This window comes from Lacicoccus qingdaonensis, from assembly GCF_900101075.1.
GTDB lineage: Bacteria > Bacillota > Bacilli > Staphylococcales > Salinicoccaceae > Lacicoccus > Lacicoccus qingdaonensis.
This window is the reverse complement of the sequence record NZ_FNFY01000026.1, coordinates 1-25,473: the sequence shown is the minus strand read 5'-3', so window position 1 is coordinate 25,473 and position 25,473 is coordinate 1. Positions and strand designations below refer to the sequence as shown.

Genomic DNA, 25,473 nt, shown 5'->3' with positions numbered 1-25,473 from the left:
ATGAAAATAACAACAGATCTCAGGAAATATTCCGCACCAGCCCGTGGGTCTCTAGCATGGAAAAACATTTTCAAACGCCGTACTGCGGTAGAAAGAGTCAATGCATACCTTAAGGAATTCTTTCAACTGAACAATGTTCGATATCGTACCGGAAAACGCGCAAAAATTCATTTTGACATGGTGACACTTGTTTACAATGCATCCAAGTTGGCTGCAGACCGCATCGATGCTCAATTCATTCAGCAACAAGCTGCATGATTTCTGTTTTTTAAAATACATTTTAGGAATTCTGTAGGTCTTTGTATTTTTAAAAAGAGCAATTATGAAATTGATTCACTATATAAAATAATTCTGAAGATTCAACATATAGTTTCTGCCAAGATAAATTATGAACAGCAGACGAATAAAATAACATTTCCCCATACAGCCGAAATGTCATTTTACAGTTTACATGCATTACAGTTTGACCAGGTTGTATTTGATCGCGTATATGACAGCCTGGGTCCGGTCGGATACTTCAAGCTTGTTCAATATATGGCTCACATGCGTTTTGACCGTCTTCTCACTGACATACAACGACTCGCCGATTTCTTTATTGGACTTTCCTTTGACTATTTCCTTCAATACATCAATCTCTCTTGCCGATAAGGCATTTCTCTCATGCGGAAGATTTCCTGTATTATCCATGATTTTCAAAATATTCGGATGGATGACCTTCTCACCCTGAATGACATCTTTAATCGATGCCACAAGTTCATCCGCTTCCATTTCCTTGATGATATACCCGTCTGCCCTTGCCTGGAAGACCGGACGGATATATTCTTCGCTCGTATAGCTCGACAGCACCAGCACCTTCACTTTCGGATATTCGGTCTTTATTATGCGTGTCAGCTCGATGCCGTCCATCTGAGGCATGACGAGGTCGAGCAGTATCAAATCGACTTCTTTATGATGCTTCTCGAGATAGTCGAGTGTTTCCCGGCCGCTGCCGAAGTCATCCATTACATTTATATTGTCCGTCGTTGATAATAAAAACTTCATGCCTTCCCTGACGATATGATGATCGTCGGTAATTATGACATTATACATCTTCTCACTCCTCTATCGGTACTACTATTTTCACCGTTGTCCCCTCGCCGATCCGTGTATCTATATCCAGTTCTCCGCCGAGGTTTCTGATACGCTCCCGCATATTGCTGAAGCCGTAGCTTGTCTCTGTGCCGCTTTTCAGACCAAATCCTTCACCTTTATCCGAAACGGTTGTCTCAAGCTTTTTATCCCGCACGGTCATGTTGACCCTCGCTTCATTCACACCTGAATGTTTCATGACATTGTTCAGGCTTTCCTGGATGATCCGGTAAAGTTCTATTTCAACAGCATCACTGACATTATAGAAACCGTCCAGTTCTATGTTGACATCGATGCCGATGAGACTGCTGTATGATTCTATCGCATGCACGATACCGTTTTCCAGGCCGATCGGTTTCAGCTGCCAGATCAGTGCCTTCATTTCTTTCATGGCATGTTTTGATGTGTTCTCAATCGATACAAGTGCTTCATCAATCTTTTTGCCGTCTGAAAGGGCTTTTGCGGCATGGGACGTGATACCGATTGAAAAAAGCATCTGGTTGACCGAATCATGCAAATCGCGGGCCAGCCTTTGACGCTCCTTGATGACGACGCTCTCTTTTTCTTTTGCCGTCAATTCTATCCGCTTCAATGTCGAACCGATCTGAAATGCTACAGACTCAAGCAGAGCCAGTTCATCACTGTCGAATTCCACACGTCCGGGACTCGCGACATTCAGGAGACCGAAAGATTCCTGTCCGGAAATGAGCGGCATTGTTGCATGATGTGTAATACCGTTGTTTTCGCCGGGAAATTCCAGCTGGGCCTTTTCCAGTCTCGAACAGACGAATATATTCGTTGCCGTCTGCAGCTGCTGTTTATGATAAGCACGCACACACCAGCAGCTCCCGTCTTTCAAATAATGACAGCCGCGCTTTTCCATCGAGGGCGGCAGCTGGTAATCCGCAGCCAGTTCATGCTCGCCTTCCTGATTGATGAAGAACACCCAGCCGGTTTCAAATTCAGTATGAGTGACGAGTTCACGGAGTGCCACGTTCAACATCGTCTGCAGATCTGTTTCTTCATTCAAAAACTCAGCGATATCTTTTAATAATTGCAGTTTACTTTTCATGAAAACACCCTAATTCATATCTGATGCAGGTCATTTGCAGTCATCCCGATGGCAAATGCCTTCAGACTATACTTACTAATATTATAATCCAATCCTAGAGTATCATATAACTCAAAAGGCTCATAATCAGTATTTTGAACCAATTTGATTTTAATCAGACGTTCCCTGCATATCTGCGTCGAATACTTTATTCAGTCTTCCTTTAGAAAAGTTATACATCGACCGTGCAGATGGAAACATCGACTTCGCTTCATTTAATGAGATATCTTCTTTTTCAAGATGTGTATCATCATCGAAAATGATCATCAGCTGATCCATCACCGTGTCTTCATTATGCAGCTGAAATATTTCAACTTTGAATACTTCATCATAAATACTGTCTGTATGAGTGTCATTTTTCTCAATGAACAGCGATTTGGGTGACAAAGAAACCACCAGCCTGCCGCTCATTGATTCAAACTCCCCTGTCGGTTTGACCGTTCTGCCTTCTTTAACAATTTGTGCCAAATCCAATATATTAAGCTGCTCAGTCTTTTTGCTAAACATTTTAACAACTCCCAAATCATTCTATATGACGGCATTCATTCTGAATTCAGCCATCTTCGAAATAAAAACATCGTGTGGATTTCATGATACCATTAATCCATCAAAGAAAAACACCTGACCAGAACTGCATCCCTGCAGATTGATGATTCAAAGCATGACAGTCAGCCGGAATGTGTCTCACACAAAGTTCACAAAAAAGCCTGTTCAGACACTCCGGATTAAAAGATTTTATGATAAAGTTGAAAATATCGAAAGGTATGAGCTCTGGCAGAGAAAGTAAGAGGATGGTTCGGTTTATGAAAAATAACAAATTATTTATGCAATTAATCTTTTTAATATCATTGATCGCAACACTCGGTTCACTATATTTCAGTGAAATAAGAATGTACTTACCCTGTGAGATGTGCTGGTATCAGCGGATAATCATGTACCCTCTTGTCATCATTTCACTGATCGGCCTTGTCAAAGAAGACATAAATTCAAGAATTTACGTCAGAGTGTTCAGCGGCGCCGGTATATTATTCGCAATTTATCATTACAGCATGCAAAAACTTACTTTTGTTGCTGACAGTCTGCCGGCTTGTACTGGTGTGGACTGTACTGTACAATATATTAATTGGTTCGGTTTTATCACCATTCCACTGCTGTCACTGATCGCATTTATACTTATTTTTACTCTTTCTTTATTCATTAAAAAATAAAAGGAGATTTTTCAACATGGGAAATAAAATTTTTTACGCTATAATTGCTGTAATCGTTATTGCCTTTGTGGCAGTATTTTTAGTTTTGAATAACAGTTCATCAGATCCTGAACAGCTGAGTGATTCAGGTTACTATCCATACACGGACAAAGATCCCGAAGAATTATCAGGACCGACCATCGATGCGCTGGACAACGAGGACTATCAGTTCAACCAGACACCTGATGAAGTTTCAACCGCAATTGAGGAAAACGACAGCCAGTATGTATATTACTGGTCACCGACATGTTCACATTGCCAGGAAGCAACACCACTGCTGGTCGATGCATTTGAACAGTCCGGTGAAGATCTGATCCAATTGAACATTCTTGAATATGAAGAACCTTGGGCTGAATATGAAATAGAAGCAACACCGACCCTGATCTACTTTGAAGACGGTGAAGAAGTTGAGAGAATGACGGGCAACCCTGGAGATGTTGCATCTTATGAGTCATTTATCGCTGCAACTTCCGGAGAATAATAGATGAAATTTACAGTACATGAAAATTTTAATGATATGTCGCTCGAAGACATTTTAAAGGCGCTCCACCTTCCAAAAAAAGAACTGCATCTTTTGAGAATGTCCAAAGAAATTAAAATCAATGAAGATAACAGACCATTGAATACGGTGGTCCAGACAGGAGATACAGTAATACTCCCGGCCGAAGAGGAAAAAAGCCAATACAAACCGAGCTACAGAACGTGTGAAGTATTATATGAAGACCGGTACCTTGCATTGCTGTTCAAACCGCGCGGTGTTAAGACTCATCCGAACCAGATGCATGAAACCAACACATTGTTGAACCATGCACTGTACACATTGGATGTCGATTACCTTGAACCGGTCCACAGACTCGACCAGGAAACAAAAGGTGTCATACTCGTCGCCAAACATCCCTACGTCAAAAAGATGCTCGACCATATGCTGAGTGAACGTGAAATCCAGCGGGTCTACATCGCAAGAGTCGATACTAAGAAACGCGTGGAAGCTCAGAGAATTTCAGCACCGATTGCCAAAAACCCTAAGGAGAGAAATAAATATCACGTCACTCCAAAAGGTAAAAAGGCGGTCACGAACATCATCAAGTCAAAAGTGACAGACGAATACTGTGAAATAGAACTGGAACTTGAAACAGGACGTACCCACCAGATCAGAGTCCACCTCCTCCACATCGGCATGCCGATCATCGGAGATACGCTGTATGGCGGTGCCACACTGCGGGACCTCCAGCTCTTCAGTTACAAAATGAGCTTCATCCACCCCATACTTCAAAAAGAAGTGACAGTTGCACTGGACAAAGATACGTTATAAAAAAGAATCCCCCTGAATCTCTCATTATTTGAGAGTTTCAGGGGGGTTTTATTTTATGAGCTTGAAAATTTTTGTGCACTCCGATTAAATGCTTGTTGGATTAGGGTTATGATCGGATTTAGATGCCGAATCCGATTTAAGCGCACCCGAATCACGATTATAATCGGATTTAGACTCCGAATCCGATTTAAACACATCTAAAACACGATTATAATCGGATTTGGATGCCGGATTCGATTTAAACGCATCTGAATCACAACTATAATCGGAATCGCAGCATATATCTAGTTGCTCTTTTTAAATCTGTTTCTGATTTTGGTCAGCAGATAGTTCTCTTTCTCTTCTATCTGCTCTCTGTTCACTTTCAGAGCACGTCTCATCAGCTCTTCCTGGGCACTGATCGGCTTATGGTCATTGTCCACATAGGCATATGTGCCGTCAGGCTTTTGATAACGCGCTTTTTTATTATCTATCAAATAAAGTTCATTGATTGATTTCAATTCTTCGATGATTTTCGGATCATTGACCGGGAACAGGATTTCCACACGTTTGATCATGTTTCTCGTCATCATATCCGCCGAAGACAGGAACATCTTATCCTGTCCGTTGTGATGGAAGTAGTAGATTCTTGTATGCTCGAGAAACCTGCCGACGACGCTGATGACACGGATGTTTTCACTGACACCCGGTATGCCTGCTTTTACACAGCAGATGCCGCGGATGACAAGATCGATCTTAATGCCTTCCTGTGAAGCAATCAATAATTTATCGATGATTTTCTTATCCGTGAGCGAGTTCATCTTCGCAAAAATGTACCCGTTGCCGTGTTCTTTATGATATTCGATCTCTTTGTCGATATGATCATCGAAAAGATCGCGGATTTCAAACGGTGCGACATGCAGTGAATTATAGACGGGTTTCAAAGAGTATCCGCTTAAATAGTTGAAGAAGTTGATTGCATCATCACCTATTTCGGGCTCTGTCGTTATGATACCCATATCCGTATACTGCTTGGCCGTCGAATCATTGTAGTTGCCAGTCCCCAGGTGGACAAACCGGACCAGTTTGTTTTTCACCCGTTTAATGACAAGAGTGATCTTGCTGTGTGTCTTCAAATAGTTCATGCCGTATATGACATGGCATCCGGCGTCCTCCAGCTCTTTCGCCCAGTGGACGTTGTTCTCTTCATCGAACCTCGCTTTCAGTTCAACGAGCACAGACACCTGTTTGCCGTTTTCAGCCGCTTCTTTCAAGGCTCCGATAATCGGCGAGTCACTGGATACACGGTAAAGTGTCTGCTTGATTGCAAGCACATCCGGATCCTCAGCCGCTTCTTTGACAAAATCCACGATGGGTTTGAACGATTCAAAAGGGTGATGGAAAAATACATCTTCCTTCAAAGAACGTTCATATACATTATCCGTGCCGAGAAACTTGGGTGCCTGGGGCTCAAACGGCTGGTAAATCAGTTTGGGATATTTCTGCTTCAGATTGGAAACAAACTCAAACAGGAATGTCAGATCCAGCGGGCCGTCAAATTTATAGACATCTTCTTCACCAAGGCTCAGTTCTTCTCTCAAAAATGATCCGTTGATCGTCGGATTTGTACTGATATCGATTTCCAGACGCACTGCAGCACCTTTGGTACGCTCTTTTAAAAATCTTTCAATCTCGATTAAAAGATCCTGTGCGCCCTCTTCATGTATCGTCAAATCCGCGTTCCGTGTAATTCTGAATGCGAATGTGCGGTCAATATTATAGCCTTTGAACAATTTCTCAACGTTTTTAACTATAATATCCTCTGATAGAACGACATAAGTTTTCGGTCCGTCATGGAAAGTATAGAAACGTTTGATGATTGTCGGCAGCTGTACGATAGCCGTCTGTTCACCAAGTTCATTCGACAGATCCACAAATATATTAATCTTTTTATTCATCAGTTTAGGGAACGGTCTGTAGGCATCGATCCCGAGAGGTGTGAGTGAAGGAAAGATTTCCGTATCAAAGATTCTTTCAGTTTCATCCATGAATTTCTCCGGCAGATCTTCGGGTCTTCTGAAATAAATACCGTAATTTTCAAGTTCATCCTTCAGATCATGGTAAATTTTATACTGGGCGTCACAGTTTTCTCTGTTCAGCTCACTGATGTTCTCCAGCTGTTCACCGGGAGTCATTTTCGTCTTGTTTTCCGGTTCATGGTAATTCATCTTGACCTGGTCCTTCAGCCCGCCGACTCTGACCATGAAAAACTCATCCAGGTTGGAACTGGTGATTGCGAGGAATTTAAAGCGCTCGAGTAATGGATTGTGTTCATCTATCGCTTCTTCCAACACTCTGTAATTAAACCTTAACCAACTGAGTTCCCGGTTATCATAGTATTCTTTATTATCGAGTTTGTATTCCATGCTATCCCTCCAATCACCTATTATAAATGACAAATATTAAGCTTTTGTAAATTTTATCGATAAATCTTTTTTCAATATTTTCTCAATATGTTTTTTCTGGCGTATCGACTGATATTTCTCGGCAATCGAATCACCATTGTATTCGACTGTCAGTACGTACTCATCTTCATGCTCTTCGAGATACATATCCTGCACGATATTTGTGTGGGATATATTCAGCGCATTCGCGAATTTCAATATGCTGCCGAGTGCAAGCAGCAGTTCGATATCATCATCGTCAAACCAGTCGACTTCATCTGCATAAAATTTCAGCAGTGTCTTGTTTTTGAAACTCGCAATAAGGGCGAGCCTTACACGGTCGCGATGAACGATGCCGTTGATGTTGCTGTTCGCAATCAGATAGAAGGTATGCTGACTTGTCGCATCCCGGTCGATGAATTCACCCAGATAAAATATTTTAGCCGCATTTTTCATCAGGTACTTATCATGTTTTGAAATATTGATGAGATCATGCCTGTTCAGTTCATGATACAGCCTTTCCGTGATTTCTATGCGTTTATCATATACTATCTTTTGCAGGTTGAAATCATTTGCCAGTTCATTCAGGGCATCTTCATAAATTCTGTACTTGTTGAATGCATAGGGCTTTTCCTTTGAGATCAGATGCATCGCAAGCCCTTCACGAAGGCCTTTTCGGCTGAATTTGAATTCTTTTGCATCGACGACATCATAAAGTTTCTGGAAGACCAGCAGACTCGGCAGGATGATGTCGCTGCGGTCCTTGCTGAGACCATCGATATCATCCAGGTCATCGCTATCTGTTTTGACCAGTTTTTTCATGACATCATCAAGGTCATTTTTCTGCATGGAATATCCGTGGACACCCGCAATCGGATAGTTGACCATAGACTGGTGGATGCGCGCGATGTTTCTTGCACTTCCGCCGATTGCCAGAATATGCACACGGCGTTTGGCAAGCCATCTGACACTGCTCATCTGTTCTTCAATAAACGCCGTCGCTTTCTTGATCGCCGCCTTATCATTATGTTCTTTGTCTTCAAAGAACATTTTCTCCAGTGTGACGACACCGAAAGGCAGACTGGTCGAATAGATCAGTTCTTTATCTTCAAAGAAAGTGAGCTCCGTACTTCCACCGCCGATATCGATTGTGACTGCATCCTGGGTACTGATCGTATGTGTCACAGCATGGAAGCCGAAAAAGGCTTCCTCTTTTCCTGTGATCACTTTCACATCGAGATCAAGTTCTTCTTTGACCCGCTTGACAATATCATCTGAGTTGACAGAGTTTCTGACTGCTGCCGTTGCGACGGGATTTAAATCTGAAACGCCATACTGATCGGCGATTTCCTTGAAGCTGCTCAGAATGTCGATCAGATTGTCTATCCCCTCTTCTTCCATGACACTGTCTTCATTCAGAAAGCTTGCAAGACGTGCAGGTGTTTTTATATTTTGAATCTCTTTCAATCCGGTTTCCTCTGTATATTCAAACAATACGAGACGTATGGTGTTTGAACCTATATCTATTAAACCGATTCTTTTCATAATACAATCACCTATTCTTTGGATTCAGTCATATCTTCCGGTTTGATCCACTGATCGAATTGTTCTGCTGTCAAATGGCCGGATTCAACTGCAGATTCTTTCAACGTTATTCCTTTTTCATGTGCATTTTTAGCAATCTGTGCCGCTTTTTCGTAACCGATATGCGGATTGAGTGCAGTCACCAGCATCAGTGAATTGTTCAGGAACCGGTCGATGTTATCTTCGATCGGTCTGATGCCCACTGCACAATTATCATTGAAAGTCACCATGCCGTCTGACAGCAGGTAGATCGACTGCAGTGTGTTATACAGAATGACAGGCTTGAATACATTCAGTTCAAAGTTGCCCTGGGATGCTGCAAAACCGACTGCCGCGTCGTTGCCGAACACCTGTGTTGATACCATCGTCAGCATTTCCGACTGTGTAGGATTGACTTTGCCCGGCATGATTGATGAGCCAGGCTCGTTTGCAGGAATTTCAATTTCTGCTATGCCTGCACGCGGACCGGAAGCAAGCCATCTGACATCATTCGCAATCTTCATCAAATCTGCTGCGAGTGCTTTAAGAGCCCCATGCAAATAAACAACTTCGTCATGTGCAGTCAGCGCATGGAATTTATTAGGACTTGAAATGAATTCGTAACCTGTCTGGACGGACAGTTCACTCGCAACACGTGAACCGAATTCAGGGTGGGCGTTGATTCCAGTGCCGACCGCTGTACCGCCGATTGCCAGATTTCTCAACTGTCTTTTCGATTCTTCAATCAGCTCTTCACATTTTTCAAGCATGAATCTCCAGCCGCTGATTTCCTGTCCCAGAGTGAGCGGTGTTGCATCCTGAAGATGTGTACGGCCGATTTTAATGATGGATTTGAACTCTTCTTCCTGGGCTTCGAAAGTTTTTTTCAATTTCATCAGCCCTGGCAGAAGCTGCTCTTCAACTGATACGAGCAGTGCCACGTGCATGGCTGTAGGATAAGTATCGTTTGAACTCTGGGACATGTTCACATCATCATTCGGGTGAACGGTCTCTTCAATGCCTTTTTCTTTCAAGTACTCATTGGCTACGTAGCTGACCACTTCGTTCACGTTCATGTTGCTCTGTGTACCGCTGCCGGTCTGCCATACGACAAGCGGGAAGTGTTCATCGAGCTCACGGTTGATGACACGGTCACACGCGTAGCCGATCGCTTCTTTCTTATTGTCAGAAAGCTTGCCGAGACTGTTATTCGCAACGGATGCTGCTTTTTTCAGTTCTGCAAAAGCGACGATGACTTCCAGCGGCATTTTTTCCTTGCCGACCGGGAAGTTCTGACGGCTCCGCTCCGTCTGTGCCGCCCAATATTTATCACTTGGCACTTTGATTTCTCCGATGGTATCTTTTTCAATTCTGTAAGACAATGAAAAAACCTCCTGTAAATTAGTATTTATCAACATTTTATACTAATTTACCAGAGGATTCATCTGTTATTCATTATTTTCTTTTTGATCTTCATGAGATTCGTCATTTGAAGTGTCGATCGGATAGTCCTCGTTCTGGGAAAGCTGCTCCATTTCCCTGCCGAGTTCACGCACATCTTCCATGTCGTGGGTCATGGTGTTGTCATCTGGTTCCACCATTTCCTTATAATCTTCATTTTCGGTATTCTCATAATAATCTTCTTTGTAATCTTTCTTCTTCATCGCATGCCACCTCTTCAATGTTTATGCAAATTTATAGCTGTAGTAATCCACGATGTCAGGGTCGAGACTCGATGCCGCTTCACGGTCAAGCACCACTGTCACCATACGATGGGACTTGATCTGGCTGAATGCATCCTGATTATTTTCTTTGGCATTGTAAAGTTCTTTGACCGCTTCTGCTTTATCAGCCCCGGTTGCAACAATAAATAATTCCCTTGCATCATACAAAGATTCATTTTTACCCTCATCGTTAAAACCGATATTACCTTTACTGTCCAGATATAATAGTCCAAGACTCACCTGTTTCTTATCCTTTAGGATACTTGTTAAAGAATCACTTGAACCATCCGTGTGCAGCTGGTTTTCAGGGATTTGCAATTTGTTCAGTATATCCGTCTGAGGTTTGCCGACAGTCGAAATATAAACTTGGGAAAAATCTGCAGGATGCTGTTTTGTCTCACCGATAAACTTTTCATATGCCCATTCCAGTTCTTCATTCATTTCCACCGCCAGAAGACTAGTCGGGTTATTGTGAACCTGTTTCCTTAAAATATCTGCAATATACACACTGAAAGTTTCCTTGTTATCAAAAATTTTAAAATTCATAGCCATAATCGTTTCCTCCATAAATTGTGTTTAGACATATCATACTTAGTTTACCCATTATTTTAACAAAAATAACACCGAACACACTCAAAACCATGACTTAATATAAATATATCATCATTAACACGGTGACAATCAGAAAACTTTGGTAAACCGGATTTTATTTTAAATTAATTTAAATACTCTTTTTTAATATGCTATAATGATATATAATACTAAATATATAAGTGAGTATGCGAGGAGGCAGACTGATGGATGCATTTTTAATCTTAATGGTATCTATTGCGTTTTTAACTGCAATTTTAACTGCTTGCCGTGAATCTGAGTGGGGTTACAAAGACGACGGCGAAGAAAGAATTAAATAATATTGAAAACGACCGGTTCAAAATTGAACCGGTCGTTTTTTATACATCAAAATTGGAGAATGAAGTCTGTATTTTTATTTGCCTGTTTCAGAATTTCTGGTGTTGCCACGCTTCTGCATGATTAAAGATTATTTTAAAACTTTTTTCTTCACTTCTTAAAAATCCTTCTATAATTTATCAGCCATCTTAAAAACTTATTCAGCATCCCTTTTTCAATATACCCTCAAACTTCCATAGTCTTCCTCCGTTTCTTTTCAAAAAGAATGTATCGACCATTATTATTATAATTCCACCGGATCAGACAATCACAAAACGCATTGTGTAGGAACCCTCATTGTGAAGAAAGCCTACACCTGGAATATTTCCATAAACTCTGGTGTGGCCGGTACATCAAGATTTACAACATAAAATTGAAATTCACATAATATATTTTAATTAAAATCATAAATATCTATTGCTAAAAATGTTATCATTGTATATATTGTATAGTAACAATATAGTATATATTAAAATATCGGTTCAACAGAGGTTAAAGTATGAAAATTTTGCTATCAAACAGCTCTAAAGATCCCTTTTACAACCAAATATACGAACAGATAAAATCATTGATTCTGTCTGATGAGCTGAAGGATGGTGAGGGTCTGCCCTCCATGAGGAAGCTTGCTTACGATTTAGGGGTCAGTGTCATTACGGTTAAAAGAGCCTACGATGAACTTGAAAAAGAAAATTTTATCTATTCGATCGTCGGCAAAGGTTCATTCGTTTCGGAAAATAATATCGCACTGATCAAAGAGAAAAAAATGCAGGCTGTAGAGGAACAACTGCAGGCAGTTGTAACAAACAGCAAAGAGGTCGGCATCAGTTTGGATGAATTACAAGAGATGATTAATTTATTTTATAAGGAGTGAATAAGTTGGAGAAAGTCATTGAATTAGAAAATTTAAATAAGAACTTCCCGGGATTCTCCATAAATGATTTGAACTTGAATATCAACAAAGGTTATGTCACCGGATTTGTCGGAGCCAATGGCTCAGGAAAATCAACCACCATTAAAATGATTATGAACCTGATCAAACCTGACTCCGGAGATTTAAAAATTTTTGGTATGGAACATGGAGATTATGAAAAAACCATTAAACAAAAAATCGGGTTTGTTTATGATGATAATATTTACTACGAGGGTTTAAGCTTACGTGATTTACAAAAAATCATCGCCCCTGTCTATCATGACTGGAACAATGAAACTTTTTATAATTACATTGAAAAATTCGAATTACCTTTAAACAAGCCCATCAAAAATTTTTCCAAGGGCATGCGCATGAAAGCTTCCCTGGTTCTTGCTCTGTCCCATAATCCTGAATTGATTATCATGGACGAACCGACAGCAGGGCTGGACCCTGTTTTCAGGAAAGATTTACTTAAAACAATTCAGGAAATTATGATGGATGAGGATAAATCTATTTTCTTTTCAACACACATCACTTCAGATCTTGAAAAAATTGCTGATTATATAGTCTTTATAAAAGATGGTGATATCATTTTCAACCATTCCATCAATACATTGCAAAATGATTTTGCATTGGTTAAAGGGAATCGTTCATTAATTGACAGAGATACTGAACAGGAATTTGACTATATATCTTTTAAAGAGGACACTTTTGAGGCGATGACTAAAAAGCCACGAAAAATTGCTGAAATATTCGGTGATGAAGTTATTATAGATAAGATTTCTTTGGAAGAAATAATGTACTTTTTTAATGGAGTTGAGTAATATGCTTTACTTTTTAAAACGGGATTTAATCTTACAGAAGAAGCTGTTATGGTTATATGTTCCTTTTATATTAATCTTTGTTTTCACATGGTCGTCTCCATTTTTAATATTCACAGTAGCCGCATTATATATCCCATATAATGCCCTGGCTTATGACGAACAGGTCAATTCGGATAAATTGTTGAACTCATTGCCATATACACGATTGGAAATCACACTTTACCGGTACCTAGGCACTTTGGTCTACACAGCTGTCTCCATCCTTCTTGTAAGTATGATATTAATGTTATTCGACAAACCCTTTACAGTTTATGATATTGGGATTGGTGTATCATTTTTCTTATTAATAGCATCTTTCACCTACCCGTTATTTCAAATATTCAAGCAGGGCAATATCACTACAATCATCATAGTCGCTTTTGTATTGAGCATAGGACTATTAAGCACTCTGTCCGAATATTTAGATGATTTTTCAAATGCAATCGCCAACAGTGCCATAGATCAGTCACTGTTGTTTACAGTGCTCATACTATCTGTTTTGATCATTTATTTTATATCATGGTTCATTACTTACAGTATTTACAGAACAAAAGATTTTTAAATGATTCAATTCATAAAAACGGAAAAAAGTCAGGTGGATGAATTTTTATCCGTCTGACTTTTTTAATGACACTTCTACTGTCTCAGAAATCCCTGCTTCTTGACGACTTGGTCCACATCAAGGCGCTGCTTTTTGTTGAGCATGCCGATGACCTGGTCGCTCCATGTATCTTCTCTCTTGCCGTCTGTACGCTCTTTATAATATTCACTGATGCGTTTGTCGTATTCTTCAATATCTTCTTTCTTTGCATCAAGGTTCTGATAAGTGTTCTCATGATAAACCGCTTCAAACGGCAGTCTTTCTTTAATGCTGCCCTCGTGGGCAGGGTATCCGGCCACCATGCCGAATAACGGGAAAGTGCCTTCAGGCAGTTCGAGTATTTCAATGACTTTTGCCATATCATTTCTGAGTGACCCTATATAACAGATACCGAGTCCGATGCTTTCTGCTGCAATCGCGAGATTTTGTGCTGCAAGTGTCGCATCGACGGTGCCGACGATAAACTGTTCCGTCAGATGAAAATTGATCGGTGCATCTTTTTCTATGGACAAGTCTCTATGCCTTCTGTAGTCTGCTATAAAGACGAATAAATGTCCGTTGTTTTCCACATAAGGCTGTGTGCTGATTTCTTTCAACGCTTTTTTCTTCTCGGGATCTGTTACACCGATTATTGTATATGCCTGCACATAACTTGAAGTACTCGCACTCTGTGCCGATTCCACAAGCATTTTTATCGTCTCGTCTGACAGTTTCTCTTCTGTGAATTTACGGATTGAACGATGGTTCTTAAGTAAGTCTATAACTGCATACTGATCCATGTTGTAAAGGTCCTCCTATATAAGTTCCGGATAATTTTGTTGTCTCAGTGCTTCATATACCAATAGCATTGCGGTGTTTGCCAAATTCAATGATCTGACATCCGCAGTCATCGGCACCCTTAACAATGATTCATTATACTTATCTTTCACCCAGTCAGGCAAGCCGGTTGTTTCACGGCCGAAAACAAAATAATGATTTTCCTGTGTATTTGAATAATCCATTTCCGAATGAAACTTCTTACCAAATTTGGAAAGCATATAGTAACGTCCGGGGTTCTGTTCAAAGAAAATTTCTATGGAGTCGTAATAGCGAATGTCCACAAACTCCCAGTAATCGAGGCCGGCGCGTCTGACCATCTTTTCCTCTACACTGAAACCGAGCGGTTTGATTAAATGCAGTGTAGTATTTGTTGCTGCACATGTGCGTGCAATATTCCCTGTATTTTGCGGGATTTCCGGTTGAAATAATACGATATGATTTGGCATGGTTAATTCCTCTCTAATGACTGACTTCCTGAATGCCCTTCAGCATTTCTTCTCTTACTTCCGTATCCTGTTCCACCGGATACCTTTCATTGATATACGGGGCGGCTTCTGAGCCCTGAATCTGCCCGATCGCCCAGTAGGCTGTACCTTTGATCATCGGTCTCGGATCATTTTCGGCTACCCGCTTCAATGTATCTATCGATGATTCTTCTTTAAAATGTGCCAGAGCAATTATAGCATTTCTCTGAATCGGTTTCTTTCCTCTCCAGACGCCTGCAAGATGACCGTATTTATCTTGAAAATCTCTGTTTGAAATTTCTAGCAGCGGTTCCAGTTCCGGCTTTAATATTTCAGGTTCCAGAACAATATCTTCATGATGGTCCGTGTTGATGCCTTTGTTTCTCGGACATACCTGCTGGCATGTATCACAGCCATACAGACGGTTGCCTATTTTAAAACGGTACTCATCCGGCATCGATCCCTTGATCTGGGTCAGAAATGAAATGCACTTGTTCGAATCCAGCTGTCCGTTTCCTACCAGCGCCCCTGTCGGACATCTGTCGACGCAAATATTGCAGTCTCCGCATGAGTCGATCAGTTCCTCATCCGGCGCGAACGGATAGCTCACTATCATCTCGCCCAAATATGAGTATGTGCCGAGCTCTGGATTGATGACGAAGCCGTTTTTTCCGATAAACCCGAGTCCGCTGCGGCGCGCCACTTCCCTGTCACTGAGCACACCTGTATCGACCATCGACTTCGTCTCTACATCTGGATTGAGCGATTTGATATATGCTTCCAGCTTATTGAGCCTTCTGTTCAGCAGTGTGTGGTAATCCATCCCCCACGAAGCACGGGCAAAAATGCCGCGCCTGCTCCCTTTCCTCCCCTTCGGGGCATCCGGAAGTTTATTCGGATAGCCGACAGCAATCGCAATGATGCTTTGTGCGTTCGGCAGGCTCGCCTTCGGGTTGGTCCGCTCTTCCACACTGCCCTTTTCAAAACCCGAAGCGAACCCTTTATCCAGATAATCCATCAATTTCGCTTTATACTCCACAAAAGGTTCGGCATGTGTAAAGCCGATTTCATCTATCCCGATACTGTGTGCATAATCGATTACTTTCTGTTTAAATTCATAACGGTCCATGAAAATACTCCTTCCATTGAATTTATTTCAAATAAAGTGTAAAATTAAGTCAATATTATTAAAGGAGTGAAATTTGGCCGATGGAGTAAATTATCCTTTTCAGAAGACATACTCATGCTTATTTTTTGATGCAAAAAATGTCGGATCAGGATAATTCCATGCCTATATTTTACTCACTTTCATGTATAATAGTATGCTTTATAATGCATATCATTATAACATATTTAGGCTTGTCTTCCCTGATTCGATTCACAAAATCGGGGGTTTTTTTATGCTAGAGATTAACTATGTAAAATTGGAAATTAACGGGGAAACACTGCTTAAAGCAGAAAACTTAAAAATTCATGAAAATAAGACGATCGGTTTGATCGGCAGAAACGGCAGCGGCAAAACGACGCTTTTCAACCATATTCTCAGAAACCCGGACCACTTTACGGATGAGACCATCCAGCTCATACCGCAGATCAAGGACAGTGACCTGGAAAAAAGCGGCGGAGAAACGACTCAGCTGTACTTGAATCAGACTCTGAACCATGACGTTGGCATCATGCTGCTGGATGAACCGACCACACATCTTGATGAACAAAATTCGGAGGCGTTGGTAAAAAAACTGCAGCTTATCAATAACATAAAAATCATCGCCTCTCACGACCGGGAATTTTTAAACAGAACAGCAGACGAAATTTGGGCTGTAGAGGACAAAGAAATTAAAGCATACCCCGGAAATTATGATAAATACAAAGCGCTGAAAGAACAGCAGCTCGAGCGGGCGGAAGAAGAATATAAACAATACCGGAATAAAAAAGCACAGCTGGAAAATGCGATAGCCGGAAAAAAGAAACAGGCACATCAGGCAAACCGGGTGCTGGACAACAAAATCGAAACACCCTACTACAACAAAAAACAGAAAAACCTTCACCAGGTGGCAAAAGGTATGCAATCAAGACTCGACCAGCTTGAAAAGAAAGAAAAACCGAGGACGGAAAAAGAGGTCAGGTTCCATACCCAAAGTATGGAATCGCTCGGAAACAAGACGATTATCAGAATCGAACATGAAAATATAAAACGCAGCGGAAGAGATATCATTAAAGAAGGCTCGTTATTTGTCAAAGCCGGTGAAAAAATCGCAATAACCGGCAGAAATGGCAGTGGCAAAACAACACTGTTAAATCATATTCATGAAAAATATAAAGATTCAACGTTGAAAATCGGCTACTTCTACCAGCAGCTGGAGCTGCTTGTTGACGACAAGTCCATTCTTGAAAATATCATGGAAACAAGTATTTATGATGAGACGACGGTGCGGACGGTTCTCGCGAGACTAGGTATCAGAAGAGAAGCCGTTCATAAGAAAATCCATGTCATCAGCGGCGGAGAGCGTGTAAAGGTTCAGCTCGTCAAAATTCTGATGTCTGACATACAGGTGCTGATGCTGGATGAACCGACGAATTTTCTGGATATCCACAGTGTGGAAGCATTCGAAAATATGCTTATCGACCACCCTGCCACCATCATTCTTGTCTCACATGACAAAGTGTTGAGAGATAATGTCACTGAGACCGTTTATACAATTGAGGACGGCAGCCTAATCAGCGATCAGACGGCAGAGCCCGTGGACAGTGTTGAAGAACAACTGATGCTTATTGAAAACAAAATCTCTGATGTCCTTGGCAGGTTATCGCTCGAACCAAGCGAAGAACTGGATCAGGAGTTTAATCGTTTAATTAAAGAAAAACGGGTATTGAAAGATAAGGAAGATGAAAGGAGACAGTGAAATGTTGAAAATAAAAAGAGTCTATGATGATATTTCACAGCAGGATGGGAAACGTATTCTAGTTGACGGCGTCTGGCCGAGAGGCATAAAAAAAGAAGATTTGGAACATGACGAGTGGATGAAAGATATTGCTCCGTCAACCGACCTCAGAAAGTGGTTCAACCATGATGCCGAAAAATGGGATGAGTTCAAGAAAAAATATAAAAAAGAATTGAAAGACCATAAAGAAGATCTGAAACTGCTGAAAGAAGACTCCGATGGTCATAATGTCACACTGCTCTATGCGGCAAAGGATAAAGAACACAATCAGGCAGTTGTGATCAAGGAGTACGTTGAAAATATGTAAATTCAAAACACGCAATCCCATCAACTGGAATTGCGTGTTTTTATGTCACCTATTCAACAAGAAAACTGACATCATCTGACTCACAGTCTTTTCCAAATTAAAACTCGTCGTGCTGCGTTTCATCGCTTCTTCCAATGATACCGGGAAATGTTGAATGGAAAATATCGCATCCATATCCTGATTCACCAGTTCATATGCATCATCGGTCAGACTGCCGCCGAATGCGATGATGGGAACTTTGAATTTTTTAGCCGGTTTCGCAAGGCCTGCCGGCACTTTTCCCATCGATGTCTGCCCGTCCAGCCTGCCTTCACCGGTAATGATAAGATCCGCATACTCCATTTCCTTCTCCATATCCAGAATGTCGATGACGAGCTGGATACCTGATTCAAGATCCGCATTGAGATAACCGTAAAAGGCTGCCCCGAGACCTCCTGCAGCACCGCCCCCCTCTACTTTTGATATTTCAATACCCATCTGTCTTTCAGTTATATCGGCAAAGTGTTTAAGACCGCCATCCAGGTGTGACAGAATCTCTCCGGTCACACCTTTTTGAGGGCCGAATACATAAGTCGCACCTTCCGTGCCGTATAACAGATTATTGACATCACATGCCACTCTGAAATGACAGTCATCGAATTTCGAAGCTTCCGGTGTTTTAATCACTTCCGACATTGTCGACAGAGCCCCGCCTCCATATTCAATCTCTTCACCGTACTCATCGACAAACTGATACCCCAGTGCCTGGAGCATACCGACACCACCGTCATTGGTTGCACTGCCCCCGAGTCCGACGATGAACCGTCTCGCACCCGCTTCGTATGCATGATTGATCATTTCACCCACACCATACGTTGTCGTCTTATAAGGATTCAGTTCATCATCGGTGAGTAATGTCAGTCCGCATGCTTCTGCAATTTCAATGACCGCGAGGTCTTCTTCCTTAACGATTCCATATTCAGCATTAACCACGGCTCCAAGCGGCCCAGTGACCGGAACATTTATAAGCTCACCATTCAAACCTTTAATCAAAGCCTCCGTCGTCCCTTCTCCGCCGTCGGCCATGATGTATGATTTTATATCCGCATCTTTGACCACTGACCGGATTCCTTTTGAAACGGCATCATTTGCTTCGTGCGAAGACAGACTCCCCTTAAATGAATCCATGCCAACAATGACTTTCATACCTTCACCCCTGCTCCTTAAGCAGTTCAAATCCTTGCTCATAATCTTTCTGCCAGACATCTTCAGGTACCATATCCCCGCCGGTACTCCACACAAGATGGGTACCTGAAACCATATCCGGCTGTTCTTTTTGCAGCCTGTAGCCACCTGTCATTCCTGCAAGTGCAGAAGGTTCCAGCTTCATCTTCTCAGTATCCCACAATTTGGCGAGCATTTCATACAATGATGCATCCTGAACAGTATAAAATCCGTAAACCAACTTCTCCACCGTTCTGCCTATGAACTTCGAAGGCCTGCCGACAGCAAGTCCATCAGCAATGGTCACATTATCAAGCCCGATATCTCTCACCGATATATCATCATGCTTCCCGCTCATCACACCGAGCAGCATGCACGGTGAATTTACCGGCTCTGCAAACACCGGATACACATTATCACCAAACACTTCCTTAAGGCCGAATGCAATACCGCCCGGTGCACCTCCGACACCGCATGGAAGATACACATACAGTGGATTATCCGAACTGACTTCAATCCCAGCTTCGGTAAGCTGATTTTCCAGCCTCAGCGCACTGACTGCATAACCTAAAAATAGTGTTTCCGAGTCTTCATCATCCACAAAATAAAAATCTTTGCGTTTCATGGCCTCATCTCTGCCGGCTTCCACCGCTTTGCTGTAATCATCTTCATGCTCGATCACATTCACTCCGTAATCCCGGAGCAATGCCTTTTTCCATGCTTTCGCATCAACAGACATATGGATGTCCACTTTAAAACCCAGTTCAGCGCTCATAATGCCTATGCTCAAGCCCAGGTTGCCCGTCGAGGCACAAACTATCGTATACCGGTTAAAGAGCGCCCTGAAGCGTTCTGAAGCGAATTGGGCATAGCTCTGCTTTTCATTTATCAGAGCGGACTCTGCAGCCAGTTCTTCCGCATACTTCAATATTTCATATATGCCGCCGCGTGCTTTGACCGATCCGGAAATCGGCAGAATATCATCCCTTTTAATATACAGAGCACCTTTTAAATCCTGTCCTTCAATTTCATTTAACCAACGCTGCATATTTTCTATCTTTTCAACGGGAGATTCTATAATACCGCCACTGCCTTCAGTCCTGGGGAACAATCTTTTTATCAGCGGTGAAAACTTCAACAGCCTCTGTTCGGCTTCTTGAATGTCATCAATCGTAAATCCGCTCCCGGCATACTGATCATAAGTATCATATTTATCGTTCAGCCAGAAAACTTCAACTTTATCAGATAAGTGCTTTAAAACTGCATCATTCATATTATCCCTCCGAATTAAAAAGAGAGTAAGCTCAGCCTACTCCCAATCTCACGCTTATTCAAACATCTATCTGCTCTCCATCGCACTTCTGATGCGTGACGGAATCATAACACATGCGGCTGTCATATCCTCAGGGCGAAAAGTCTTATCGATGCACTCATCAAAAAACTCAAGATGCTTTTCATCAATTTTCTGGTTGTTCACTTCGTCTGTGCCTCTCATCTGGTCTTCCTGTACGCTGTACCAGTATAAGTATTCAACATTGTTGAATTTTTCTCTGAATATACTTTCGACGTACATCCTTTCCCCTTCCAGGTTCATGAGTACATCGTCCATATTTTCATGCATATACTCTATCCACGCATCAACACGCTTGCTTTTGCCTTCTTTAACACGAAATTTCGTGAGCTCCACTCTCATCGATTTCACCTCTCAAGTATTTGATACAACAAAACAACTTCAGCTCAATGAACATCCACCGCTTCAACATTTGAATTTATCACTCGTGAGCGATCATTAAATATGTAATAATATATTAAAAAGGATGTTTATATGAAATTAATTTTAGCTTCATCTTCACCGCGCAGACGCGATCTTCTTAATCAGATCGACGTTGGATTTGAACTGCGTGAACAGTCGGCAGATGAATCAAGAGTAACAATAACAAACCCGGTAAAAAAAGTAAAGGCTCTTGCTGAAATAAAGTCCGATGTCACTGAATTACATGAAGGGGAAGTGGTTTTAACCGCTGATACCGTTGTATCTAAAGAAGACATAATATATGAAAAACCCAGAAATAAAGACCATGCTTATCAAATGATCAAAGAATTCAGCGGCGCCACACATCAGGTCCACACTGCCTGTCTGCTCCGTTCACTGAACAAGGAGAAGATGATCATCTCTACAACCGATGTCACCTTTTATGATTTAAGTGAAAGAGATATTGAAAATTATTTACAAAAGGATGACTTTTACGATAAGGCAGGCGGTTACGGCATCCAGAGCCATGGTGCCGTGCTGGTCAAGGAGATTCAGGGAGATTACAATACCGTCGTCGGACTGCCACTTGCAGAAGTTGCACGGGCATTAAAAAATTGGCAGGAGTGATTATTTCACCCCCTGCCATTCCCCGTAAAACTGCTCCAGGTATTCTTCCATGAAACGGTGACGTTCTTCGGCAAGCGCTTTGGCCGTATCCGTATGCATCAGTTCTTTCAGCTTCAGCAGTTTCTCATAAAAATGATTGATCATCGTATTTTTCCCTTTGCGGTATTCATCTGCAGTCATATCTGTTCTGGCATCTATTTCAGGATCATGCATCTCATGATTTTTTGCACCTCCGAATATGAACGTTCTGGCAATGCCGACGGCACCGAGTGCATCCAGCCTGTCCGCATCCTGAACGACTTCGTCTTCAATGCTTCTTACTGTAAATTCATTTTTCCCGCCTTTGAAGGACACCGCCTGCATTGCGTACAAAATTCTCTCGACAACCGCTTCTTCAATTGAAAATTCCCTCAAATAGTTTCTGGCATCCTCAACTGCATGCTCACTTTTATTCAGCTTGTCGTCAATCGTGTCATGCAGCAGGCTGGCAACAGAGATGATAAAATAATCCCCGCCGGCATTTTTCTGAATATGTAAAGCATTTCTGTATACTCTCATCACATGATGAAAATCATGACCCGTCGAATCTCCTGCATGAAAATCTTCAACGTAGTCTTTTACTGACTGGATAATCTTTTCTTCATTCATATCGATTCCTCAACATTTCCATGATATTTATATAATCCTTGATACTGAAAATACCACACCCGGCGGGTGTGGTAAAGGTTATATCTATTATTCAGCTTCCTGGAATTGTAGTTCAAGGTTGACTTTAACTTCATCACTTACAAGGACGCCGCCTGTTTCAAGTGAAGCGTTCCAAGTCAGGCCATAGTCACCACGGTTGATCGCGAATGAACCTTCGAAACCATGTACAGTTCCGCCGCCCATCGGGTCTTTACCCTGGCCGTTATATTCCATTACGATTGTTTCTTCTTTAGTGACATCTTTTATAGTCAGGTCACCTGTTACTTTGTATGTGTCACCTGATTTTTGAATGTTGTTTGAAGTAAAAGTGATTGTAGGGTATTTCTCAACATCAAAGAAATCTTCTGACTGAAGGTGGCCGTCACGGTCACCAACACCAGTGTTGATTGTCGCTGCATTTGCTGAAGCTGTCAAAGTTGCATTTTCAAAGTCTTCCATTGAATCTGTATCGATTTCTACTGAATACTCATTGAAAGAACCTTTCACTTTAGTCACCATCATGTGTTTTACTGAAAATTCCACTTCCGAGTGAACGTTGTCTGCTACAAATTTAGTCATTTTTAAGAAAACCTCCAAGTTTTATTTTTATTATTTTTTCTATACATTTATAATAATACACCTAGTTACAAAAAGCAAGTAGGAAACTAAAAAAAACTCTAAATCGAAGTATTATTTTACATGTGAACAGTGGAACACTATTCTAATAGCCTGTCTGCACAGCATTAAACATTAATTATCAACTCAGTCCATTAAAAAATTTGATAATGTCTTCATTCATATCCTCAATATTTTCTGTGTGCAAAAATTGATGCCCTTCATTTTCATACGCCACAAGCTCAACATTCTTCCCCTGCATCCTCATCTTGTTATACATCTGCCCAGATTCGTTGTACGGCACTCTGACATCATGTTTCGAATGGAAGATTCTTAAAGGTGCCTGTATCCGAGCCGAATTCTCGAGTGGCGCAATCGCCTTCATGAACTTATCATGTTCGCCGATAAAACCGTATTCATGAGAACGGAGTTCTCTCCGCCACTTCGATGTATTTTTAAGGAGGGTTTTCAAATGGGATATGCCGACGATATCCACCGCACCTGTCCACAGTTCCGGATACTGTGTAATCGACAGTAAAGTGATGAAACCGCCATAACTTCTTCCCATTATGAAAATGCGTCCGGTATCAGCGCCGTGGACATCGATCAAATGTTTCCTCAAGCAAACGACATCCCGTACAGCGTCCAGCCGCTTCTCCTTATCATCCAGACCGATATAAAATTTATCGTAGCCGGTGCTGCCGCGTATATTCGGCACTGCAATCTGATAGCCTGCCTTATACAATTTGTAATAAAGCTCGTTAAACTCCGGCCGTGCCTGGGACTCCGGACCGCCGTGAACATGGATGACAGTTTTGATGCCGCTTCCCTGCTGTCCGTATAAATAATATGGGACATCCAGGTCGTCAAATGATATAAAAGTGTCTGATGAGACGGCCACTTCAGTATCCGCCGGCGGATTGCCAAACAGTTTTTCAAGTGAATTCTCTATCAGATCATAACGATAGAAATGGTGCGGTTCCGCCATCCCGGAATATAAAAAATACAGATGGTTTTTATTTTTCTTGAATGAATGGATGACCCCTTCAAAAGGAAGATCCAGTTTCGTCAAAGACCGTCCGTTTATTTCGTATTTATACACACGTGAGAACCCATTTTCATTCAACGTCATGTAAGCCGTGTTTTTATCCGCTGACAGCGTAAAATGCTCGATATTCCATACAAAATCGGTAATTCTCTCAAAGTCCCACGTTTTTTTATTCAACGAATAAAGATTCAGATAGCCGTTTGTATAGTCACTGATGAAGACTGCCCGGCTGTCATCGATGGATGTGTAATTTTTGAACCGCCCTTCAGGAAACGGAAGTTCCTCCGTCTCTCCCGCGTCAAGGTCATACAGATATATCCGTTGGTTGATGTTTGTCGTGTCCTCGCTGATCAACAGCCGTCTGTCATCATACTTTGATAAGATTTTAACCGGTCTGTCGAATGTCGTGAGCAGTTCATGTCCACCTCCTAGTGTGGATGAATACAATTCGAAATGCCCCTTATCCTGGTGATTTCTCAAGTAGATGATTGTATCACCATCGGCAATACCATAATAATGATAGTAATCCGGTGAGTCCGTCAGAGAAATATCTTTTTCCACCAGTTTGAACTGCTCTCTTTCATTGCCGTTAAAATCTGTTGATATCATCAATTGATCATCTGTAAACCAGTATTTTTTGACGTTCTGTTCCTCTTCTGTCACCTGTTCGGTCGAGCCATCATACAGATTATATTTATGAAGCTCTCTTTTGCCGGTCTCGTCGCTGATGAAATATAAATGATTGTCTTTGATCTTCATGTTCAAATATTTTACATACTCCGTCACTCTCACCACTCCTTATGTTTCATAATAATCGAGTAGGAGGGAGTAGATGACTCCCGTCCTCTCACACCACCCAGCGTACGGCTCCGTACTGGGCGGTTCAATACCTTGCGTAAGCAGACTCTGCCAATTGGTTTAGCGGCGCTAAACCCCATTGGCGGAGTCTCTTTGTTGTCAACACATGATGGACTTCTTCTGTTTTGGATAGGTGCCAGTACTTTTTGCGCGAATACGCAATGCGTCTGGCACCGTCAGCGTCCAAGCCATACCGTTCGAGCATTCTGATTTTCGTTTTCGGTTGTTTCCACCGTTTGAGAATGAGTTGCCTGATACGGCGGCGCAGCCAGGGTTCAATATCTTCTATGAAACCTTTGATGAACCCCTGTCCGAAATAA

Annotated in this window: 28 protein-coding genes; 10 read left to right on the top strand and 18 right to left on the bottom strand. The window is 41.7% G+C overall.

Translation table 11 applies throughout. The annotated features are described in order from the left end of the window. Positions 1 to 258 (top strand): transposase (locus BLR15_RS11435; RefSeq protein WP_143003951.1); only part of this gene is annotated, 258 nt, incomplete at its 5' end. Between the two features lie 198 nt (positions 259 to 456). Here the strand turns inward: BLR15_RS11435 and BLR15_RS11430 are convergent. The 3 genes from BLR15_RS11430 to BLR15_RS11420 form a co-directional block, all read right to left on the bottom strand. Next, complete coding sequence (locus tag BLR15_RS11430) at positions 457 to 1,089, bottom strand: response regulator (protein WP_092987605.1); 633 nt, start codon at positions 1,087 to 1,089, stop codon at positions 457 to 459. Positions 1,090 to 1,093: 4 nt separating this feature from the next. After that, a complete protein-coding gene (locus BLR15_RS11425) occupies positions 1,094 to 2,200 on the bottom strand; it encodes a GAF domain-containing sensor histidine kinase (RefSeq protein WP_092987603.1) in 1,107 nt (368 codons plus the stop codon). Between the two features lie 150 nt (positions 2,201 to 2,350). After that, the gene (locus tag BLR15_RS11420; protein ID WP_092987602.1) at positions 2,351 to 2,746 is read right to left on the bottom strand and encodes a hypothetical protein; all 396 of its coding nucleotides are present in this window, start codon (positions 2,744 to 2,746) and stop codon (positions 2,351 to 2,353) included. A gap of 296 nt (positions 2,747 to 3,042) precedes the next feature. On the opposite strand from BLR15_RS11420, the gene BLR15_RS11415 reads away from it, so the two are divergent. From BLR15_RS11415 to BLR15_RS11405, 3 genes are read left to right on the top strand one after another with little or no spacing between them, the layout of a single operon-like run. Next, a complete protein-coding gene (locus BLR15_RS11415) occupies positions 3,043 to 3,447 on the top strand; it encodes a disulfide oxidoreductase (protein ID WP_092987600.1) in 405 nt (134 codons plus the stop codon). Positions 3,448 to 3,463: 16 nt separating this feature from the next. After that, positions 3,464 to 3,967, top strand: a complete 504-nt coding sequence (locus BLR15_RS11410) for a DUF6568 family protein (protein ID WP_092987598.1) — start codon at positions 3,464 to 3,466, stop codon at positions 3,965 to 3,967. A 3-nt stretch (positions 3,968 to 3,970) separates the two neighbouring features. Then, positions 3,971 to 4,798, top strand: coding sequence for an RluA family pseudouridine synthase (locus tag BLR15_RS11405; RefSeq protein WP_092987596.1), 828 nt, complete (start codon positions 3,971 to 3,973; stop codon positions 4,796 to 4,798). Positions 4,799 to 5,082: 284 nt separating this feature from the next. Here BLR15_RS11405 and BLR15_RS11400 read toward each other — a convergent pair whose 3' ends face one another. The 5 genes from BLR15_RS11400 to BLR15_RS11380 form a co-directional block, all read right to left on the bottom strand. Then, complete coding sequence (locus BLR15_RS11400; protein WP_092987594.1) at positions 5,083 to 7,203, bottom strand: RNA degradosome polyphosphate kinase; 2,121 nt, start codon at positions 7,201 to 7,203, stop codon at positions 5,083 to 5,085. 36 nt (positions 7,204 to 7,239) lie between these two features. After that, positions 7,240 to 8,766, bottom strand: coding sequence for a Ppx/GppA family phosphatase (locus BLR15_RS11395; protein ID WP_092987592.1), 1,527 nt, complete (start codon positions 8,764 to 8,766; stop codon positions 7,240 to 7,242). An 11-nt stretch (positions 8,767 to 8,777) separates the two neighbouring features. After that, positions 8,778 to 10,166 carry a class II fumarate hydratase gene (gene fumC, locus BLR15_RS11390; protein WP_092987590.1) on the bottom strand — a complete coding sequence of 463 codons (1,389 nt, stop codon included), beginning with the start codon at positions 10,164 to 10,166 and terminating at the stop codon, positions 8,778 to 8,780. 66 nt (positions 10,167 to 10,232) lie between these two features. Then, positions 10,233 to 10,448 (bottom strand): hypothetical protein, encoded by a 216-nt coding sequence (locus BLR15_RS11385; RefSeq protein ID WP_092987587.1) that lies wholly within the window; start codon positions 10,446 to 10,448, stop codon positions 10,233 to 10,235. Positions 10,449 to 10,469: 21 nt separating this feature from the next. Further along, entirely contained in the window at positions 10,470 to 11,060 is a 591-nt protein-coding gene (locus tag BLR15_RS11380) for a 6-phosphogluconolactonase (protein ID WP_092987585.1), read from the bottom strand. Positions 11,061 to 11,955: 895 nt separating this feature from the next. Here BLR15_RS11380 and BLR15_RS11375 point away from each other — a divergent pair. Genes BLR15_RS11375 through BLR15_RS11365 form a run of 3 tightly spaced genes read left to right on the top strand, consistent with a single transcriptional unit; the run spans position 11,956 to position 13,791 of the window. Continuing rightward, positions 11,956 to 12,327 carry a GntR family transcriptional regulator gene (locus BLR15_RS11375; RefSeq protein ID WP_092987583.1) on the top strand — a complete coding sequence of 124 codons (372 nt, stop codon included), beginning with the start codon at positions 11,956 to 11,958 and terminating at the stop codon, positions 12,325 to 12,327. Between the two features lie 5 nt (positions 12,328 to 12,332). Continuing rightward, complete coding sequence (locus BLR15_RS11370) at positions 12,333 to 13,190, top strand: ABC transporter ATP-binding protein (RefSeq protein ID WP_092987581.1); 858 nt, start codon at positions 12,333 to 12,335, stop codon at positions 13,188 to 13,190. A gap of 1 nt (position 13,191) precedes the next feature. Beyond that, positions 13,192 to 13,791, top strand: a complete 600-nt coding sequence (locus BLR15_RS11365; protein WP_176754147.1) for an ABC-2 transporter permease — start codon at positions 13,192 to 13,194, stop codon at positions 13,789 to 13,791. Positions 13,792 to 13,865: 74 nt separating this feature from the next. On the opposite strand, the gene nfsA is transcribed toward BLR15_RS11365, so the two are convergent. Genes nfsA through queG form a run of 3 tightly spaced genes read right to left on the bottom strand, consistent with a single transcriptional unit; the run spans position 13,866 to position 16,242 of the window. After that, entirely contained in the window at positions 13,866 to 14,609 is a 744-nt protein-coding gene (gene nfsA / locus BLR15_RS11360; protein WP_092987577.1) for an oxygen-insensitive NADPH nitroreductase, read from the bottom strand. Between the two features lie 15 nt (positions 14,610 to 14,624). Further along, a complete protein-coding gene (gene trmL, locus BLR15_RS11355) occupies positions 14,625 to 15,095 on the bottom strand; it encodes a tRNA (uridine(34)/cytosine(34)/5-carboxymethylaminomethyluridine(34)-2'-O)-methyltransferase TrmL (RefSeq protein ID WP_092987575.1) in 471 nt (156 codons plus the stop codon). 13 nt (positions 15,096 to 15,108) lie between these two features. Next, positions 15,109 to 16,242 carry a tRNA epoxyqueuosine(34) reductase QueG gene (queG, locus tag BLR15_RS11350; protein WP_092987573.1) on the bottom strand — a complete coding sequence of 378 codons (1,134 nt, stop codon included), beginning with the start codon at positions 16,240 to 16,242 and terminating at the stop codon, positions 15,109 to 15,111. A gap of 271 nt (positions 16,243 to 16,513) precedes the next feature. On the opposite strand from queG, the gene abc-f reads away from it, so the two are divergent. Both abc-f and BLR15_RS11340 read left to right on the top strand, forming a co-directional pair. Continuing rightward, a complete protein-coding gene (gene abc-f / locus BLR15_RS11345) occupies positions 16,514 to 18,016 on the top strand; it encodes a ribosomal protection-like ABC-F family protein (protein ID WP_176754146.1) in 1,503 nt (500 codons plus the stop codon). 1 nt (position 18,017) lies between these two features. Then, positions 18,018 to 18,362 (top strand): DUF488 domain-containing protein, encoded by a 345-nt coding sequence (locus tag BLR15_RS11340; protein ID WP_092987569.1) that lies wholly within the window; start codon positions 18,018 to 18,020, stop codon positions 18,360 to 18,362. Between the two features lie 45 nt (positions 18,363 to 18,407). Here BLR15_RS11340 and BLR15_RS11335 read toward each other — a convergent pair whose 3' ends face one another. The 3 genes from BLR15_RS11335 to BLR15_RS11325 form a co-directional block, all read right to left on the bottom strand. Then, the gene (locus tag BLR15_RS11335) at positions 18,408 to 19,547 is read right to left on the bottom strand and encodes a glycerate kinase (RefSeq protein WP_176754145.1); all 1,140 of its coding nucleotides are present in this window, start codon (positions 19,545 to 19,547) and stop codon (positions 18,408 to 18,410) included. Positions 19,548 to 19,551: 4 nt separating this feature from the next. Continuing rightward, a complete protein-coding gene (locus tag BLR15_RS11330) occupies positions 19,552 to 20,838 on the bottom strand; it encodes a D-serine ammonia-lyase (RefSeq protein ID WP_092987565.1) in 1,287 nt (428 codons plus the stop codon). A 66-nt stretch (positions 20,839 to 20,904) separates the two neighbouring features. Next, the gene (locus BLR15_RS11325) at positions 20,905 to 21,258 is read right to left on the bottom strand and encodes a DUF6176 family protein (protein ID WP_092987563.1); all 354 of its coding nucleotides are present in this window, start codon (positions 21,256 to 21,258) and stop codon (positions 20,905 to 20,907) included. Between the two features lie 132 nt (positions 21,259 to 21,390). Here BLR15_RS11325 and BLR15_RS11320 point away from each other — a divergent pair, with 132 nt between their 5' ends. After that, the gene (locus BLR15_RS11320) at positions 21,391 to 21,945 is read left to right on the top strand and encodes a Maf family protein (protein ID WP_092987561.1); all 555 of its coding nucleotides are present in this window, start codon (positions 21,391 to 21,393) and stop codon (positions 21,943 to 21,945) included. Here the strand turns inward: BLR15_RS11320 and BLR15_RS11315 are convergent, their stop codons facing one another. The 4 genes from BLR15_RS11315 to BLR15_RS14160 all read right to left on the bottom strand — a co-directional run. Then, positions 21,946 to 22,593: an HD domain-containing protein gene (locus BLR15_RS11315; protein ID WP_092987559.1), complete on the bottom strand. Its 648-nt coding sequence runs from the start codon at positions 22,591 to 22,593 to the stop codon at positions 21,946 to 21,948. Between the two features lie 87 nt (positions 22,594 to 22,680). Further along, the gene (locus BLR15_RS11310; protein WP_092987557.1) at positions 22,681 to 23,211 is read right to left on the bottom strand and encodes a YceI family protein; all 531 of its coding nucleotides are present in this window, start codon (positions 23,209 to 23,211) and stop codon (positions 22,681 to 22,683) included. Positions 23,212 to 23,389: 178 nt separating this feature from the next. Next, positions 23,390 to 25,081, bottom strand: coding sequence for a S9 family peptidase (locus BLR15_RS11305; RefSeq protein ID WP_092987555.1), 1,692 nt, complete (start codon positions 25,079 to 25,081; stop codon positions 23,390 to 23,392). Positions 25,082 to 25,178: 97 nt separating this feature from the next. After that, positions 25,179 to 25,473, bottom strand: a 295-nt coding sequence (locus BLR15_RS14160; protein ID WP_281182390.1) for a group II intron maturase-specific domain-containing protein, incomplete at its 5' end; no start/stop codon positions are given.

What these genes read in the sequence shown, in the direction of transcription:
- BLR15_RS11430 (WP_092987605.1), bottom strand. Translation starts at nt 1,089, where the DNA reads ATGTATAATGTCATAATTACCGACGATCATCATATCGTCAGGGAAGGC.
- BLR15_RS11425 (WP_092987603.1), bottom strand. Translation starts at nt 2,200, where the DNA reads ATGAAAAGTAAACTGCAATTATTAAAAGATATCGCTGAGTTTTTGAAT.
- BLR15_RS11420 (WP_092987602.1), bottom strand. Translation starts at nt 2,746, where the DNA reads ATGTTTAGCAAAAAGACTGAGCAGCTTAATATATTGGATTTGGCACAA.
- BLR15_RS11415 (WP_092987600.1), top strand. Translation starts at nt 3,043, where the DNA reads ATGAAAAATAACAAATTATTTATGCAATTAATCTTTTTAATATCATTG.
- BLR15_RS11410 (WP_092987598.1), top strand. Translation starts at nt 3,464, where the DNA reads ATGGGAAATAAAATTTTTTACGCTATAATTGCTGTAATCGTTATTGCC.
- BLR15_RS11405 (WP_092987596.1), top strand. Translation starts at nt 3,971, where the DNA reads ATGAAATTTACAGTACATGAAAATTTTAATGATATGTCGCTCGAAGAC.
- BLR15_RS11400 (WP_092987594.1), bottom strand. Translation starts at nt 7,203, where the DNA reads ATGGAATACAAACTCGATAATAAAGAATACTATGATAACCGGGAACTC.
- BLR15_RS11395 (WP_092987592.1), bottom strand. Translation starts at nt 8,766, where the DNA reads ATGAAAAGAATCGGTTTAATAGATATAGGTTCAAACACCATACGTCTC.
- BLR15_RS11385 (WP_092987587.1), bottom strand. Translation starts at nt 10,448, where the DNA reads ATGAAGAAGAAAGATTACAAAGAAGATTATTATGAGAATACCGAAAAT.
- BLR15_RS11380 (WP_092987585.1), bottom strand. Translation starts at nt 11,060, where the DNA reads ATGGCTATGAATTTTAAAATTTTTGATAACAAGGAAACTTTCAGTGTG.
- BLR15_RS11375 (WP_092987583.1), top strand. Translation starts at nt 11,956, where the DNA reads ATGAAAATTTTGCTATCAAACAGCTCTAAAGATCCCTTTTACAACCAA.
- BLR15_RS11365 (WP_176754147.1), top strand. Translation starts at nt 13,192, where the DNA reads ATGCTTTACTTTTTAAAACGGGATTTAATCTTACAGAAGAAGCTGTTA.
- nfsA (WP_092987577.1), bottom strand. Translation starts at nt 14,609, where the DNA reads ATGGATCAGTATGCAGTTATAGACTTACTTAAGAACCATCGTTCAATC.
- trmL (WP_092987575.1), bottom strand. Translation starts at nt 15,095, where the DNA reads ATGCCAAATCATATCGTATTATTTCAACCGGAAATCCCGCAAAATACA.
- queG (WP_092987573.1), bottom strand. Translation starts at nt 16,242, where the DNA reads ATGGACCGTTATGAATTTAAACAGAAAGTAATCGATTATGCACACAGT.
- abc-f (WP_176754146.1), top strand. Translation starts at nt 16,514, where the DNA reads ATGCTAGAGATTAACTATGTAAAATTGGAAATTAACGGGGAAACACTG.
- BLR15_RS11340 (WP_092987569.1), top strand. Translation starts at nt 18,018, where the DNA reads ATGTTGAAAATAAAAAGAGTCTATGATGATATTTCACAGCAGGATGGG.
- BLR15_RS11335 (WP_176754145.1), bottom strand. Translation starts at nt 19,547, where the DNA reads ATGAAAGTCATTGTTGGCATGGATTCATTTAAGGGGAGTCTGTCTTCG.
- BLR15_RS11330 (WP_092987565.1), bottom strand. Translation starts at nt 20,838, where the DNA reads ATGAATGATGCAGTTTTAAAGCACTTATCTGATAAAGTTGAAGTTTTC.
- BLR15_RS11325 (WP_092987563.1), bottom strand. Translation starts at nt 21,258, where the DNA reads ATGAGAGTGGAGCTCACGAAATTTCGTGTTAAAGAAGGCAAAAGCAAG.
- BLR15_RS11320 (WP_092987561.1), top strand. Translation starts at nt 21,391, where the DNA reads ATGAAATTAATTTTAGCTTCATCTTCACCGCGCAGACGCGATCTTCTT.
- BLR15_RS11315 (WP_092987559.1), bottom strand. Translation starts at nt 22,593, where the DNA reads ATGAATGAAGAAAAGATTATCCAGTCAGTAAAAGACTACGTTGAAGAT.
- BLR15_RS11310 (WP_092987557.1), bottom strand. Translation starts at nt 23,211, where the DNA reads ATGACTAAATTTGTAGCAGACAACGTTCACTCGGAAGTGGAATTTTCA.